Here is a 16,037-nt window from a genome sequence, read left to right as displayed (position 1 = left end):
CGTTGATCACAGTTCGATTGACTAGTTTTTCGGTGTCCAAGGACGCTGGCCGTTCTTCTCTTGCAAGAATTTGGCGTCAACAGTTTGATACCATCGGTGCAATCGACTTCGCATTTGATCCACTCGCTCGGGCATCGATGACGCGAGGTCGTTTGTTTCGCTGATATCCGTCGCAAGGTTGTAAAGATGGACACGCCCGTCTTCGTAACGCTCGATCAATTTGAAATCGCCTTCGCGAATCGCACCGCCGGGAATACCGCCCTGGTTGCTGTAGTGCGGGTAATGCCAATACAGAGTTTCGCGGTCAAGCGAGTTGCCTCTGAGTGCCGGGCGGATGTCGATTCCATCGATTTCGTGCTGAACGTTGACTCCGGCCGAAGCGGCAAGCGTCGGGAACAAGTCGATCGAGCAGATCGGTTCGGCTGATTCCGTGCCTGCCTTTGTGATCCCTGGGAACCGGACGATCCATGGTACCCGGATGCCGCCCTCGTAAACCCATCCCTTGCCGCCGCGAAGGGGCAAGTTGCTGGTCGGCGAGCCTTCGGATGTAGACAACCCGCCATTGTCCGAAGTGAAAATCACCACGGTGTTATCCGCGACTCCCGAGTCTTCGAGCTGCTGCAATACTTTCCCAACCGCTTGGTCCATGGCTTCGACCATTGCCGCATAGACTGCATGTTTTTGCAGCGTCCGTACCTTGCGTGGCTTGTTGCCAAACACCTGTTCTTCGTCAGCAAACTCTTGACCGCTGATTGCGGACGCTTTCTTCTTGTATTTCTCGACCAGATCGGGCCGCCCCATCAGCGGCGTATGCACCGAATAGAATGACAAGTACGCGAGGAACGGTTTGTCTTCATTGGCTTTAATGAACGAAGCCGTGTCGCGGGCCAAACGATCGGGCAAGTGATCGCCAGCAGGACTTTCTTCCTTCATCTGCGGGTTTTCAAACGGCGCGAAATATCGCTTGCCTGAATAAGGACCGCCGCGGCTGTACCCTCCGATGTTGACGTCAAAGCCACGGTTCTGAGGATAGTACTCTTCGCTCTCACCCAAGTGCCATTTTCCGGCGAAGAAGGTTGCATAGCCTTGCCCCTTGAGTGCTTGGGCAATCGTGATTTCGTCCAGCGGCATGTTGTCGTTCAGCGGCGCCGGATTGAATTTTCCGCCTCGTTTACCCGAGAAGAAATTGGTTGCATCGGCGCGGGTCGGGTACTTGCCTGTCATCAAGCTGTAGCGAGTTGGTGAACAAACCGGATTGGCTGCGTAGCCGTCGGTAAATCGCATTCCCGATTCGGCCAACCGATTGATGTGCGGCGTTTCATAGAAACAGTCGGGGTTGTTTGCCCCCACATCCATATAGCCAAGATCGTCCACCAAAAAAACAACGAAGTTTGGCGTTCGCTGCGAGTTCGTCTCCGCGCCACGGACGGTCGACACGCCCACGAGACTCATAAGCGTCGGTACGCAAAGGAGCCATACAAAACGTAAATTCATATCTATATTTTTCATGTTCTACTCGTATTTTTGCGTCGAGGTGCATTTCGCGTCGGCAGGCAATCTCGCAAATTCTAACCGATGCAGAACCATCATAGTTCCATCAATCGTCAGCGAGGTGGGCGTTTAGGGCGGGGAAGCCGGGCAGGAGGGCATTCAGCGAAGAAGGGGGATGCAAATGGTCCCCTTCGGTTTGCGTCCAAAACGATTTTATCTCGACCCATCATGGTTGCGCTCGCACCTCGATCGATTGTGAAATGCGACATCGCGTTAATCATTTGCGACGCTCTGCTGAGAGTTTTTTTTCGGTAAGCCCGGTTCACGCCAGTTACCGATTGATCTCATCCGCCGTGATAAAACCATTTTTGTCTCGATCCATCCTGTCGAATTGACGCTTGAAAATGGAGGCGAACTCGGCGCGAGTCAACTGTTTGTCTTCGTCTGTATCGGCGATCGTGAACGAGGGGTGGGCGTGTTCGCTGGGCGTTAACACGCCGTCTTGGTTCTTGTCTTTGCGGTCAAAGCCTCCGGCAAAGTGATTGATGTACTCCTCTTCCGAGACTCGGCCGTCGTTGTCTGCGTCCTTTTCTGCAATTGATGCCGATGGACGCGAACCTGTTTTTGGTTCACCCGTCACCGAGAGTGCTTGCGGCGAATACGATTGATTGGTTTTGTTGATTTCGGGATAGCTGCGAAGGAAATGGTTTTCGTCAATCAGGTTGATGACGTAATGCGTGGTCTCTGGGGGTAGTTTGACAGTGACAAGGTGTTCGTCACGCATGATGGTTGCTGGTTTGCGGAACCATTCTTCGTCACGGTCGCCGCCATTGAGCGTATAAATCAAATCTGCTCGCGCTAGCTTTGCTCCGTTTTCTTGATACCGAAACTCAACTTTGTTTCCTTGCTTTTGGTGAGAGAGGACCGTAATGGCGTTCTGTTTTCCGGGCAGGTCGCCCGGATAATCAGGATTGTAGCTTGGATAGCTGGCATTCATCTCCGTCAGCATTTCGGTCAGCCTCTGATTCATCGCCTCCGCTTTTTCTGGCATGGCTGCGGCAAGGTTTTTGGCTTCTTCGATATCGACTCGCTGTTGTTGGTTGCCCTTGGTTTGATAGAGCTGGAACAGTTCCAATTCGTCAGTTCCGTCGTTGTTCACATGATCGTAATTGCGGATCAGTTTGTAATCGCCGATTCGAATCGTGCTTTCCAGCGCAACGCCATGAGGGAAGTGCCAGACCATTGTATCGCGAGTTGTTCCATCGGCTTGTTTTACCAGTGCCGGATTGGTCGGGTCATTTAGCAGCAGTTGCGAAAGATCGCATCCGTCAAGCTGTTTGTCTGCCGGTTTGCTGGATCCCGTTAGTGCTAGAATCGTGGGATAGAAATCGAGTCCGTTGACCATCACATCGGACTGAACGCCTGGCTGGATACCCGGACCGACAATGAACAGCGGCACACGAGTACCGCCTTCCTTGGCCGAAATTTTGCCGCGGTCCAGCGGATTGTTGTCGGTGTAGCGTTCCTTCGGGCTGCCCTCCATTCCGCCATTGTCAGATGTAAAGATGACATAAGTGTTTTCGCTTAACTTGTGTCCAGGCCAACGAGGGTCGTCGGTTTCATCTAAGTAATCAATGAGTTGGCCCGTGTAATAATCCAGCATCTCGACCATCGCGCAATAGTACGGGTTCAATTGCCCGGCGGTTTCTCGGGTGACGGTATGGCGAGGGTCGACGCCCAGTTTGTCGACGTATTTGTCAAGCAACGCTTTGCAACGCGTCTGGATGGGGGAATGCACCAACCAAGTCGCGTAGTAGAGGAAGAACGGCTTGTCCTTGTTTTCCTGTAAGAACGTCAGCGCATCTTGGTTCGTCTGATCCACCGGGTATCCGTTTGCATCCAGACGAAAGGGATCGTCCACTGCATCGGTGGCAAAGCCCGACAAGCGATCCTTCATTCCTGTTTGCACCCCTCGATGCGAACGAGAGTGATCGAATCCGACGTCGGTAGGTTGCGGAAACGCATGATGATCGATCGCGATATGCCATTTTCCCGAATGGCCGGTGACATATCCATTTTGTTTCATCGCTCGCGCCAATGTGAATTCGTCTGCTGGCATGCGGCCGCTGTACCACGGGTCCATCATTCGCGACCCCTTTTTGTTGTGCGGGGTCGGCGGGGCACCGCCGACCACATGCGTTTTCTGAGCACGCGCCGGATGATTTCCACTCATGATCGCACATCGACTCGGCGCACACGTCGGCGCGGGTGAATAAGCCTGCCAAAACATCACCCCCCTTTTTGCGAACGCATCAAGGTTCGGCGTTTCCATCGGCGATGGCTCGTCAATGTCGTAGCACTTCAAGTCTTGCCAACCCAAATCGTCCGTTAGGATCATGATGACGTTCGGCTTCGGTCGCTCTGCATTGACTTGTTCCCCCAGGAATGCGAACGAGACAAGCAGTATTAAAATGAAGTGATAGTTCATGTTTCGATCTCGATTTGAGGAGTCTATGGATTACGGGCGCGTTTACGCTATTGCATCAAGTGAAGAAGACTGAATTCGGGTGGAATGACTTTGTATGGCTTGTCAATTTTTTGCTGGACGCTTTCGCCGTCGACGGTCTCTTTTTTTTTTAGTTTCACTTGCACCGAGCCATGAGTCTCCGGTCCCCGTGCAATCTGTGTGAGCCACGCCAAGCCCACTAGCGATTCAAGGTCCTTACCCATAGATCAAGGTGATGCGGATCGGGTTTGGGGAACTCGCTTGCATCGAGCAACGTGGATAGCTGTTGCCAATTTCCGGTCGCGGGTTTATCTACATACGCATAGCCGACCAACGACAACCATTCACTGTTGTTCTTGTCCATCGAATATCCAGTGGTATCACGATAGTAATCGTGATGCGGGTGATTTGCTGGCAGTGTGAAATCGAGTTTCTCTTTGTCGACGAAGTAATAAGGGTCGGTGGTGATGATTTCTTGATTCGTTTTTGTATTGCGTATACGCATCAGCGGCATCGTTCCGCTCACCGGCTGCGTAAAGACTTGGAATGCATTTTTGATTCCTGCATCTTCCATGGTTGTCATCGGCGAATGGGTGGGATCAAACGTCAAGAGTCCATAGTCGACGTTATCTACCAATTCCGTTGCCTGTTCGATGACTTTGGATCGTTTTCCGACGACCAGATAGCTGCGAAACCAAATCGTGCTGCCAGGAACGATTTGGATCTTGGGGATGATTTCGCATACATCGTAGTTGCGGAAACTGTTCTCGGGACGTGTCGCCCAGTCTTTCCATACGTTTTTGTATAGCGGTTCGCTTGCACGCCAATCTCGATACAGCGAATGTTTGAACTGGCAATACGGTTGGCCAGCAGCCTGGCGTGCCAATTCGGCTTCGAGATGCTTGTCGCGTCCGTAAACCAACGCCAAGCTGGGGCTATCGTCATCATCAGAGGCACACGAAATGTTCCAGCCGCCGGTCTCACGGACATCGACGGTTCCATGCTCGCTCAAGAAACCTTCACGCTGCAGCAATTTGCCCTCCGGAGAGCTGACATAACGCAGCGGCAGGCTACTGATCCGGGTTCCGCCCCAAGGAGCGTTGAGGTGATCAAATACGATGTCATCGCGAGTGCTGAAGTTGTGAACGACCCACGTCAATTCGATCACGCCGTTGCCAACATCGCGAATTTGAGTGTAGTACAACAGCGGTGAACGATGAACGGTTCTGATCTGTGGAACCAAGCCCCAGTTGAGCATTCTGATGGTGCGGTTTTGCTCGTCCATTGCGGACGCCAGCAGCGGACAGTACAGCGATTTCACCGCTGAATCACCGGGTATGTACGCACCCGAGTTATGGATGAAAAACGAAGTTGCGTAGGGTGATTGTCGGATGCGTTCGAGCGTTTCGGTCGGGACACCGCGGGCGGTTCTGCCTTCGATGCCATTATATTTGCTGCACACGGCAACAAATTGCCAGACCTCGTCGTTCCACGGCGAGACCTTACCGCCCGCAGCACGCCAAGACGGTGGCACGCTTTCACCGAACGGGCCACGCAGTGAATAGATTTGGCCACCTTGGCCGAGACGCAACGTGAACGAGTTGTCTTCGTCTTGCTGGTGCGTCATTTCCGCAAGGAATACCGGTCGTTCATCCAATCGTTCATCCCACAAACTTTCGCTCGGGGTGAACTTGGACGTGAACGTCGTGTCGCCACGTTGCTGATTGGCGACCGTGACTGTGGGCTTGGGAAACACATCCAAAAATGACTGCGCCGACGCAAGTGAATGAATCAGCAGAGTCAGCAAGGGGACGGTCCAGCGCAGTTGCGTTGTCATTAGGTAGGAATCTCGGCGGGGAGGACTGCAGGGCAAAGCGTGGGTGGGAAAGTGAAGTGGCGGGTTCGCGTGTGAGTCGGGTTAGGGACGCAGCGAAGAGAAGTTTTTAGCGTTCGGTTTGGCGGGTAGACTCGTTTTCCATTGCTCGATTTTGTCAACCAATTCCGACGCCACCTCCGGATGACTGTCTTTCAAGTCCACTTTTTCGTAAGCGTCTTCGACGATGTCATAGAGTTCGACGTAGGAAGCGTCTTCGTTGGCGAGCAATTTCCAGTTTTGATCGACGATGCAGTACGACACCCAGTGATGTGAGTTCGAAGTTCCTGGTTTGCCATGTCCGTCCATCTTCCAAAACAGTGGCTTGCTGCGGACATCGCTTGATTGGCCCTGTAGCTGACTCAATTGGCTAATTCCATCGGGCTTGTACGACGGTGGCAATTCCGCGCCAGCCAAGTCGCAAAACGTTGGCAGCAAATCGACAGCTGAAATCATCAGCCGATCGTCCACTTTGCCCGCAGCGATCTTGCCGGGCCATCGTGCGATGAACGGGACGTTGATGCCCCCTTCGAACAAGGACGCTTTGTAGCCTTTGCGGCCCGCGGTGATGCCTTTGGATGCGGCGATCCCAAACCCAGCACCGGTCGCCGTGTCGTAGGTCAAGTCGAGCGCGGCAGACGGTTTCCCCCGAGCTGGACCATTGTCCGAGCTGAAGATCACCAGGGTGTTTTCAGTCAAACCGAGACGATCCAGCGTATCGAGAACCTCGCCAATTCGATCGTCTGCATGCGACAGCACGGATGCATAGATCTCGTCCGTTTCTTCGAGTCCGCTGTCGCGAAATCGCCAGCGATATTTCGGTATCACGTGGAACGGAGTATGCGGTTCGTGTACCCACAAATTGATGAAGAACGGCTTGCCAGCTTGATTGCTGTTTTCAATAAATTCGATCGCGTTGTCGGCGTCCTCGTGCACAGGCATTTGTTCGCCTGAGCAATTGAACGCACCGTAGGTGTCGTATCCATATTCGCCCGGCGACGGCGAGTCGGGGATCATGTCGTTGGACAGGTGCCATTTGCCAAAGTGGGCCGTCGCATATCCAGCTGACTTCAGCAGTCGTGGCATCGTGACCGCGTTGACATCCAACCAATCGGGCATGTTGCGTTTGGCATTGCTCGGCACCCAAGCAAAGTGCCCGTCGATGTTGTATCTCGCAGGAAAGTGCCCCGTCATGACTGCGGTGCGACTTGGGGAACAGACGCCGCTGGCAACCGTAAAACGATGAAAGTCCGTGCCCTCGCGAGCGAGCCGATCGATGTTGGGCGTTTTTACATAGGGGTGACCATGGCATCCAAGATCGCCCCATCCCCAATCGTCGGCGAAAATAAACAGAATGTTCGGTTTGCTCGCGGGCTCATTCGCCGCAGCGCGGTCAACGACGCCTGAAACGAACGTCAATAATAGGATGACTAATGCAGTAGGATGGATCATCTTCAATCGGCTGATCATGGGGGCCTTTCCCTGTTTTGGGGGCGCGCGTGTTGTGGTGCTCGTCTTGATCTTAATTCGTCTCGGCTCAAATGAAAAACCGAAGGCACGTCGGCAAATAACGGATTTGCAGCGAGTGCCTTCGGAGTTTTCAATCATCCGCAGTGGATTTAATCGTTGATGATTATTTCATCGACTGTTGGGTTTCTTCCATCAGTTTCTTCTCGTTCGCCTTGTATTCCTCAATGGCCGAGGGGGGCAAACCTTCGGTTACCGAGGTGGGTTTAGGATCACTGCAGCCCGACAGCAGGGGGAAAAAACTGAATAGCAATAAAGGGATCAATGCATAACGTTTCACTGGAACACCGTTTGGTTAATGAGGAGGTTCGTTGATGGGGATGGAGAAGACGTCCGCCGGTCAAGTGAGCTGACGGACGTCTTCGATACAACGGATTAAAAGCAAACTATTTTGCGAGTTAGAATTCGCCGATGACTTCTTTGCTACCGCGCGTTCCGAGTGCACCCCACAGCCCGTAAGGACTTTGGGAACCAGGAGCCTGGGCACCCGTGCCCGAGGCCCACACCATGCCTGCACGCGAGTTGCCCGCTTCGATCGAGTCGGTGATGAATTTCACTGCGCCGTCGCCCATCAACACGTGGCCGCCGCCTTGATGATAGCTCGATACCGATCCAACGAGGTTCAAGTCGTCGCCATTGGTACGCGAGCAGATCTCGCTATTGGGCGGCAAAATTGTGGTCATGCCCGAGAAGATGGTCTTGGCATCGGCCCAGCGGTAACCGCGAGCACGCGTGGAACGACTGTCGCTGGTCCAAAAGCGGGGCCGTGCCGGATCGATCACACCCACACAAGCTTTCGGGTTATCACGAATTACGGTCATCGTTGCGTTATTGCTACCTGCGGCGAAGTTAGGTAGCACGGTCCGGTTGTCTTTGTCACCGAGCGAAGTGGCAATCTCACCCATTGCGATCGTGTTGGCCAGTCCATCCAAACAGTCACGGAACTTCGTGACATCAAACGGTTTGAAGAAGCCGCGGTGAGCTTTCTGAGCCGTATCCGCCCGTGTTCGGGTCATGCCGATCGTGCGTGTGTTGGGCCAAGGGCCATAGGCGGTTTCGTCGCACGAGTCACCAATACAGGCGGCGTAGTTGGTTCGCCCCAACGCGGGAAGACCTACCCCAGGATCGCTTGGACAGCGGTACGATGGGATGTCGATCGTCCATGGCACATAGGTGATTTCTTCAGGGGTGGGGCCCATCGCGTTCCAGGTTCCGCCGACCTGGCTGGGATTGGAAATCTGTTCCCATAATGCTTGCTGTTCGACAAACGGAAGCACACCGACCAGCATGCTCAGTTGCATGTTGTTGGCTAGCGGGGTCGGTTCCCACCACGATTTACCCGGGGCAGGAAGAACCGTCCCGGTGCCATGGGTGGGCAGTTGGTCGTACGCGGAATGATAGTTATGCATTCCAAGACCTAGCTGCTTGAAATTGTTGCTGCAGCTCATCCGCCGGGCAGCTTCGCGAGCCGCCTGTACCGCCGGCAACAGTAAGCCGACAAGCACTCCGATAATTGCGATGACGACTAGCAATTCCACCAAAGTGAAACCGCGGTTTACTCTCGAACCATTCATGATCACTACCTTTGAAAAGAAAAGAAGGGTGGCTGGCGAAAGACGTCAGCCCAGAAGACAGGGAAAGGAAGCGTTGGTGCCACCAGAAAGTTCTGGTGGCAAATTTTATACCTGCGGTGTATCGCAGGCTATCGTGTTTTTACTGGATGACCGCGGTGGAATCGGTCGACAGGCAGCCACCGATCCACCACGTCTCATGCTTTTTTCAATACTTCGATGTATCGAAAAATAGGAACGGAACGTTATTGTTGCACTTCGACATTCAATTCTTGAAAAGCGGTGTTTTCCCGCGACTTGCTTACCGGAGAAACCTCCCAAACAATCCAGCGGAAATTGCCGAGCGACTTGCCATCCTGCGCCCGTAGCGAAGCTGCGGTAAATTCCTCGGTCGCCGCACTGCGGGTGTCGATACTGCCAAGTGGGGTGAATCGAGAGCGGTCGCTGAGCTTCCATCCAGGATCGGTGTTTGCATTGCTGACGAACAACGTTAGCTTCTGGACGCCGCGTTTCTGATTCTGGTTGAACGACCAACTGGTGATTGCCGAGACCGACTGCACCGCCCCCAGATCCAATTTGTAAGCTCCGTTTTGGACCCCGTTTTGAAACACAGGACCGTAGTCGCGGTTCAATTGGCCATCGGTCAAGACTTTCAGCGGTTCGTTTTGCGTGGCTTGGTTTGCCGTTACTTTTCCCGTCGCTGCATTAGGCAACCGCAGTGCCGAGAACCCCGCGGCCGTCGATGCCGATTCGATCACGACATAGGGATGGTTATCAATCTGCAGATCGATCGTCTGTTGATCACGGACCACACGCACTCGCAGTGGCGCATTGCCCGCCTTCGTGTACGCCGTGATCAGATCCTCGACGCTGGCAATTTTCGTTTGATTGATGGCAAGCACCAAGTCGTTCTTTTGAAATCCGGCATAGCCAGCATACGAATACTCTGGGACATCAAGTAGAGCCACGCCACCGTCTTGTTTGCTGACGCCATAGGCTGAAAACTCTTCGCCTTGTAATGCGTGCAAGGTCGCACCCAGCCAATACGCCTCCATTGCCATCGTGGTTTCTGCGGCGTCACTCGGCTGCGCATTTTGGCCAGGGATTTCAAGCTTGGGAATCACTGGCGTTTCGGCGATCGCCTTTAGCGATGGCTTCTTGACGCCAAATTGATCCATCGGGAAATTTTCAAAGCCGATTTTAAACGCGGGCGACCCCGACGCGACACGGAAGTCGCCGCCCGCCGGATCGATAAACAGTGGGTCGGCGACGATCGAATGGACGTCCCAGCCAAATTGAACAAACTTGTCTTTTATTTTAGGGTCGGCCGAGAAGAATAGATTGTTGTCGATTCGCTTTCCCCTAGCCGTCGCAGTCGGTGTTCTTACTCCGCGATGAGCTGCCATGAAAATGTTCGAATAGACCATGTCTTGGCTGTGGTTGAACCAGACGTGCGGATGGAAACCGTTATTGACGGTGATATTGTTCCAAACACGCCGGCCAAAACCTTCACGAAGTTTCAGGCCACCCTGCAGCATCAGATTGTCGTAGATGTCGTAGTTGCTTGAACCGTCGTCCAAATCGATATCCCAGCCGTGATCGCACCGCCATCGGCTGTTGCGGATTACGGTCGTATTAAACGCATCGAGAAACGGCAATTTGGGATCCGCATCGACCGCTTTCTGAGATGCTTCCAAGTGGTCACGTCGCCAATAGCGATCGCGGCCCCACGAGTTGAACGACCCGTGGTCGTGGGTCTCCAGCACGGTGTCGAAAACGTCGCAGCGTTCGATCAAATGGCCTCCCCACGCCCCGTCACCGACGTTGATTCCGGCGCGGGCACAGTCGTAAATCGAACAGTCGCGAACGGTAATCGCCATGGCCATCTCGATCTGGACACCTGCCGGTTGACGTTCGACTCGGCCAATTCCGTGAATCAAACAGTCCTCGACCGTGCCATTGGCGGGATAGTTTTCCGTCTTGGGGCCCGGCGTACGGTCGATCTTGGTGAGATCATTTTTTTGACCATATTCAAACAGCGGATCTCGGACTGCCGCCGGATCGCCAACGAAACAGACGCCGCTGGCCCCACAATCGTGAATGTGGCATCCCTTCACCAGCGTGCCGCGATTGTATTGGTTGACAAAAACCGCGTTGCCGCCGACTTGGTCAAACTCGCTATCGAGGATGTGGATGTCTTCGCTGCCCGTGATCATCACAGCGCCGCCACGATAAATCGCCCAGTCGCTTCGCAGCATCGGTTCTTTGGTGTCCATGAACGTACGCGCTGCGTGACGGAACACAAATCCTTGAAAAGCGATCGATTTTACCGGCGCATCGAGGGTACCTTGGAATTCAACTAAGTGTCGAAGTCGAACTACCTCGACGGTTGCCGTGTTTAGATCGGTGTTCGAGTCGGGTTTGTAATAGAGCGTGTTCGCTTCGGCGTCGTGAAACCATTCGCCTGCGGCATCGAGTTCTTCGAAGATGTTTTCCACCATTCGGAATTCTTTATGCATTCCCATTTGGCGGTTGTTCTGCCAGCCGCCTTCGTAGCTGATTTCCCCGTCCGCATCTTTACCGGTAATGCGATAGTGATAGCCTCCCCATCGGCTGCGGTGCATGGCGTGGATGAACCCACCGGCGGGATTCTTCCAGCGTGCCGCTCGTTCTTTGGAAAACGCATCCGCAGCGAAGCCCTGGTAGGCATCGGTCGGCTTGTTGGCGTCATAGTTTGGATAACGAGCCATCCGCTGGCTCGATCCGTTGATAAACAGCTGGTCAATCGCCAGACCCGCGGGCGTCATCGCCTGGAAAATACCATCGCGAAACGGCTGCCACTGCAAGTCGAGTTTCGTTCCGCCGCTCAGCACCGCACCCCCTTCGTGTTCCGCTCGATAGACAATGGGCATGTCTTTCGTACCGGAGTCTTCAGGGGTGAAAACAAGCGGTTCGGGCAAATAGTAAATGCCATCGGACACATGCACGGTGACTGCTTCGTTGCCAGCATACGACGAGGCGAGCGTCTTTGCCTGTTGCAACGTTGCGACGGGTAAGTCCTTGGTGCCTGGATGGGTATCGTTTCCAGACACACTGACAAAAAGATCAACGGCGAGGATCGTTTGCGCGGTCGAGAGAATAATCAGCAGGGTGGTGGCGGCAAGCTTCATCACATTTAGTTTCTTTTGAATGTTCATGTCGGATTGGCGAAATGAACGGAATCGAACGGTACAGTTTCTGTAGATCGTGTACCGCGTTGCCGAGTCTTTCTCGGCAACGCGGATTAAAAATCGGCGGAAGAATCAATCCGAGTCCTTGGGACTCACTTCTCGGCCATGTTCTCTTTAGCGCCCATGTTGGAATCGGTGTCTTGCTTCGTCACCTTGCCAAGCTCCGCTTCATAGTCACGGATCGCTTGCGGATCGACACCGGCGGTCACGGTTCGTGGCCCTTGTTCACTGCAACCCGCAGCGAACGCACCTAAAAGAACAAGTATTAACAACGGAATGGTTTTCATCGATGCACTTTGGGTAGTTTTCTGTGGATCAAACGGATTCGAAATGGACGCTGAGTTTGGCTGCAGCTTAAAACTCGGCGTTGATGACTTCGCGGCTGGCACGTGTTCCCAACGCCCCCCACAGTCCATAGGGACTTGCCGAACCTGGCGCTTGAGCCCCCGTGCCTCCCAACCAAACATTTCCGGCTTTGGGATCGCCTGCTTCGATCGAATCGGTGACGAATTTCACCGCCCCATCCCCCATCAAAACGTGACAACCGCCTTGATGACGACTGGACATCGTGGCAACCAGCGTTGTTCCGAGTGTGTTGAAGGGACCACAGATCTCGCGATTGGGAGACAAAATCGTCATGCAGCCGGAAAACAGCGGGCCTTGGTCCGCCCACCGGTAGCCTCGTGCAAAGAGAGCACGCGAGATCATGAAGTACTGTGGGTCCCAGAAACGAGGCCTTGTGGCATCGACCAAGGGCTGGCATCGCGATGGATTATTGCGAATATTCGCCAGCGAAATGCCCGGAGCACTGCTGTTGGCGGCCGATTCGGTCACTTGGCCGCGAGTGTCATTGTCTCCGAGATCCGTGATGATTTCGCCCATGGCAATCGTGTTGGACAAACCATCCAAACAGTCACCGAAGCGTGTCACGTCAATCGGTTTGAAGAAACCGCGGTGCGCGGCCCGCGCGTCTTCGGAGTTGTCCTTGATCGTTCGCAGATTATTCCAGGGGCCGAAATAGATTTCCCATGAAGAGTCTCCGACACAGGCGGCGTAGTTCGTTCTGCCCAATGCGGGAAGTCCAAACCCAGGATCGCTGGGGCAACGGTAACCAGGAATCTCCGTCGTCCATGGAATGTACTGAATGTCATCTGGGGTAGGACCCATTGCCGGCCAAACAGGCGATTGGACCGCGCCGTCGGTTCGCTCGGTGCTAGGGTTGGAAATCTTCTCCCACATCGCTTGCTGCTCGAGAAACGGCAGCGAGGGCACCAGCATGCTTAAGCGAATTCGGTTTCCAAGCGTCGATGGGTTGAAATAGTTCGAAGCGGTGCCGGGCTGGGTTCCGGTACCGTGTGTCGGCACCTGGTTGTAAGCCGCATGATAATTGTGGATCGCCAGCCCGATCTGCTTGAAGTTGTTGCTGCAACTCATCCGCCGTGCCGCTTCCCGAGCCGCCTGGACCGCCGGCAACAGAAGTCCAACTAAGACGCCAATGATCGCGATGACCACCAGCAGTTCGACGAGTGTGAACCCGGATTTCTTTCGTGTGAAAGACATTGTGCTACCCCAAAGAAAAGTTATGAAAATCAATAACAATTGGGCGCTTTGCTTGACGCTAATCAGCATCAACGAGGCATGAATTTCCCCAAGACGGAATAATCATAGAGTCCATCCCTTTGGGGGTAGTAATATTTTGCGACGCGGCAATAACGTTTTGCGACACGTCGTCGTGTTGGAGCGGCCTCGTGGATCTCGCAGAAGAAGACCGGATCTCAAAAGGGGAAGACCGAAATTCGCAGAAGGGAACGTGACCGCAATGCTGCGGGACGTCCGCAGTGGACGATCCCAAACTTCTGGCAGGCCAACATTTCCATTACGCGTGCGTCTTATGAGGCCTCTGTTTTGTTAGGCCTGAGTCGCACTACGAGCGGGCAACGAGTGACTCACTATTGGTGAATCGGAGTGAAGGTGATTGACTTCAAACTTCCAGTTTTCACGTCGCCGTCAAGGCACGATGCCGAGACGGTGTAGCGGCCAGCCTTTGGAAAGTTGAGCCAACCGATCGGAAAACTTTGGTAGACGTGTGATGCATTTTGCTGGTTCTGGATCGACTGGCCGCCTTCGATCGCGACGCCCCAAACCAATCGTCCTTCGCCAGCATAGCTCAAGGCGACTTGATAATCCCCTGGGACGACCACATCGATTTCCCAGCTTGCTTTGCCTGGGGTTTCCTCGTCGCCGGTTGGCCAATCGGTGACCTCGATCACATGTTTCCACTCGCCGAATTTTTCCATCCAGCGTTTGTAGTTCTGGGTGGCGCCGGATACCGAGGCGAACTCGGCGAGGATCTCCGTTGCGACTTCGGGATCGAGGCCCCATGTCGGATCGGCCTCAGGGGCGCCCGCCAAATCGACTTCGATCACCGAGACGAGGTCGTCCGGAGCACATTGGGGAAGCGAAAAGCGAGTCCAGGTGCCGACCGATTCGAATTCAACCGGATTCGCGTTATCGCCATCGAGCAATTTGGCCGAGCGGATTTCGGTTTGTAGCCCTGGCAAATACAACTTGCCACTTGCGGGCCACTTGAACACCGACAAAAACATTCGGTTGTCCTTCACAGTGACGTCGCCCCACGGCAGCGCATGTTGCCATGGTGAGGCTTCGGTCGCGTACACCACCTGAGGATGACGCTTGATCCAATCACCGGAACTTCGCAGCGAGGCCGCCGCACGCTCGGGGACCGACCCATCGCCGCGTGGGCCGATGTTCAACATGTACGTTCCACCGCGAGCCACACATGCAATCAGCCGATGCAGGATTTCTTCGGGCGTTTTCCAGTTCTCGTCGTACCAAGCATAGCCCCACGAATCATTGGTCGTGTCGACTGCTTCCCAAAGCCCTTCGACGTTGCGATGAGGCACTTCCATGTCGCCCAAAGATTGGTAATCACCCAGGTTGTGACCGGCACGACCCGAGACCAACGCCTTGGGTTGATTTTTTCGTACGACATCGACCAATTCTTGGACGTATTTCTTTGGCATGTTTCCAGGCGTATCGAACCAGACCAAGACGATCGGGCCGTACTCGCTGGTGATCTCTTTGACTTGTGGTAAACATTTCTTTTCAAAGTAATCGTCAAAGGTGGCGGGGTTTCCTTGCGAATCTTGCTTGGGACCGTTGCCGCCGCCGGGGAATGTCCAATCTTGGTTGTGTGAGTAATAAAAGCCAAAACCGAGGCCCTGTTTTTGGCATGCCTCAGCCAATTCTTTCATCGGGTCCAACTTGATCGGCGATGCATCGCCAATATTGAACTTATTGGCTTTGGAGTGGTACATCGCAAAGCCATCGTGATGTTTGGCGGTGATGATGATGTATTTCATTCCCGCATCTTTGGCGAGCTGAGCGATTGCCATCGCATCGAACTTGACCGGATTGAATGTTTTCGCCAATTCGCGATATCGCGGGATCGGAATCCCCGCCATGCGTGGATTCATAATCCATTCGCCGATACCGTAATAGGTTTTCCCATCAACTTCGTTGGCCAATTGCGAGTAGATCCCCCAGTGGATAAACATCGCGTAATTGCCATCCGCAAAAAGTTGTCCTCGCTCTGCATCATCGGCGCGAAGTTTGACGATCGACTCGCCCCACATCTTATCCATCTCTTGCGATTTCGCAGACGAAGCATGCATGAGTGTGAATACCGTCAACAGACAGCAAATTGTGTTTTTTAAGGTCATTCAATCAGCTCTTGGGGAGGCGTTTCGAGTCGGTTCGAATTGCTACGGCTGCGCAATCTCTACCTCAGTTTGCGGCATCTCGCGCAACCGTAACCC

At 53.9% G+C, this 16,037-nt stretch carries 11 protein-coding genes; 1 reads left to right on the top strand and 10 read right to left on the bottom strand.

Going from position 1 to position 16,037, the window contains the following annotated elements; genetic code table 11:
• Positions 1-21: 21 nt before the first annotated feature.
• The 6 genes from ABD971_RS18525 to ABD971_RS18500 all read right to left on the bottom strand — a co-directional run bounded on the left by ABD971_RS18525 (position 22) and on the right by ABD971_RS18500 (position 8,971).
• Positions 22-1,509, bottom strand: coding sequence for a sulfatase (locus ABD971_RS18525; RefSeq protein ID WP_345324457.1), 1,488 nt, complete (start codon positions 1,507-1,509; stop codon positions 22-24).
• 313 nt (positions 1,510-1,822) lie between these two features.
• Complete coding sequence (locus ABD971_RS18520) at positions 1,823-3,979, bottom strand: sulfatase-like hydrolase/transferase (RefSeq protein ID WP_345324455.1); 2,157 nt, start codon at positions 3,977-3,979, stop codon at positions 1,823-1,825.
• A 217-nt stretch (positions 3,980-4,196) separates the two neighbouring features.
• Positions 4,197-5,834 (bottom strand): hypothetical protein, encoded by a 1,638-nt coding sequence (locus ABD971_RS18515; RefSeq protein WP_345324453.1) that lies wholly within the window; start codon positions 5,832-5,834, stop codon positions 4,197-4,199.
• An 81-nt stretch (positions 5,835-5,915) separates the two neighbouring features.
• Positions 5,916-7,340 carry a sulfatase family protein gene (locus ABD971_RS18510; RefSeq protein WP_345324451.1) on the bottom strand — a complete coding sequence of 475 codons (1,425 nt, stop codon included), beginning with the start codon at positions 7,338-7,340 and terminating at the stop codon, positions 5,916-5,918.
• Between the two features lie 163 nt (positions 7,341-7,503).
• Positions 7,504-7,677, bottom strand: a complete 174-nt coding sequence (locus ABD971_RS18505; RefSeq protein ID WP_339940816.1) for a hypothetical protein — start codon at positions 7,675-7,677, stop codon at positions 7,504-7,506.
• 118 nt (positions 7,678-7,795) lie between these two features.
• Positions 7,796-8,971, bottom strand: a complete 1,176-nt coding sequence (locus ABD971_RS18500) for a DUF1559 family PulG-like putative transporter (RefSeq protein ID WP_339940814.1) — start codon at positions 8,969-8,971, stop codon at positions 7,796-7,798.
• Here ABD971_RS18500 and ABD971_RS18495 point away from each other — a divergent pair.
• Positions 8,970-9,203, top strand: a complete 234-nt coding sequence (locus ABD971_RS18495; protein WP_339940812.1) for a hypothetical protein — start codon at positions 8,970-8,972, stop codon at positions 9,201-9,203. The two genes, ABD971_RS18500 and ABD971_RS18495, sit on opposite strands and share 2 nt — an antisense overlap.
• Before the next feature lie 10 nt (positions 9,204-9,213).
• On the opposite strand, the gene ABD971_RS18490 is transcribed toward ABD971_RS18495, so the two are convergent.
• From ABD971_RS18490 to ABD971_RS18475, 4 genes are all read right to left on the bottom strand, one after another.
• Positions 9,214-12,165 carry a right-handed parallel beta-helix repeat-containing protein gene (locus ABD971_RS18490; protein WP_345324447.1) on the bottom strand — a complete coding sequence of 984 codons (2,952 nt, stop codon included), beginning with the start codon at positions 12,163-12,165 and terminating at the stop codon, positions 9,214-9,216.
• Between the two features lie 125 nt (positions 12,166-12,290).
• Entirely contained in the window at positions 12,291-12,485 is a 195-nt protein-coding gene (locus ABD971_RS18485; RefSeq protein ID WP_339940808.1) for a hypothetical protein, read from the bottom strand.
• 67 nt (positions 12,486-12,552) lie between these two features.
• Entirely contained in the window at positions 12,553-13,758 is a 1,206-nt protein-coding gene (locus ABD971_RS18480; RefSeq protein ID WP_345324444.1) for a DUF1559 family PulG-like putative transporter, read from the bottom strand.
• 389 nt (positions 13,759-14,147) lie between these two features.
• A complete protein-coding gene (locus ABD971_RS18475; protein WP_345324442.1) occupies positions 14,148-15,941 on the bottom strand; it encodes an alpha-L-fucosidase in 1,794 nt (597 codons plus the stop codon).
• Between the last annotated feature and the right edge of the window lie 96 nt (positions 15,942-16,037).

It is taken from the genome of Novipirellula rosea (genome assembly GCF_039541335.1).
Lineage (GTDB): Bacteria > Planctomycetota > Planctomycetia > Pirellulales > Pirellulaceae > Novipirellula > Novipirellula rosea.
This window is presented reverse-complemented; position numbering and strand designations above follow the sequence as displayed.

What these genes read in the sequence shown, in the direction of transcription:
- ABD971_RS18490 (WP_345324447.1), bottom strand. Translation starts at nt 12,165, where the DNA reads ATGAACATTCAAAAGAAACTAAATGTGATGAAGCTTGCCGCCACCACC.
- ABD971_RS18510 (WP_345324451.1), bottom strand. Translation starts at nt 7,340, where the DNA reads ATGATCAGCCGATTGAAGATGATCCATCCTACTGCATTAGTCATCCTA.
- ABD971_RS18525 (WP_345324457.1), bottom strand. Translation starts at nt 1,509, where the DNA reads ATGAAAAATATAGATATGAATTTACGTTTTGTATGGCTCCTTTGCGTA.
- ABD971_RS18475 (WP_345324442.1), bottom strand. Translation starts at nt 15,941, where the DNA reads ATGACCTTAAAAAACACAATTTGCTGTCTGTTGACGGTATTCACACTC.
- ABD971_RS18500 (WP_339940814.1), bottom strand. Translation starts at nt 8,971, where the DNA reads ATGAATGGTTCGAGAGTAAACCGCGGTTTCACTTTGGTGGAATTGCTA.
- ABD971_RS18495 (WP_339940812.1), top strand. Translation starts at nt 8,970, where the DNA reads ATGATCACTACCTTTGAAAAGAAAAGAAGGGTGGCTGGCGAAAGACGT.
- ABD971_RS18515 (WP_345324453.1), bottom strand. Translation starts at nt 5,834, where the DNA reads ATGACAACGCAACTGCGCTGGACCGTCCCCTTGCTGACTCTGCTGATT.
- ABD971_RS18480 (WP_345324444.1), bottom strand. Translation starts at nt 13,758, where the DNA reads ATGTCTTTCACACGAAAGAAATCCGGGTTCACACTCGTCGAACTGCTG.
- ABD971_RS18485 (WP_339940808.1), bottom strand. Translation starts at nt 12,485, where the DNA reads ATGAAAACCATTCCGTTGTTAATACTTGTTCTTTTAGGTGCGTTCGCT.
- ABD971_RS18520 (WP_345324455.1), bottom strand. Translation starts at nt 3,979, where the DNA reads ATGAACTATCACTTCATTTTAATACTGCTTGTCTCGTTCGCATTCCTG.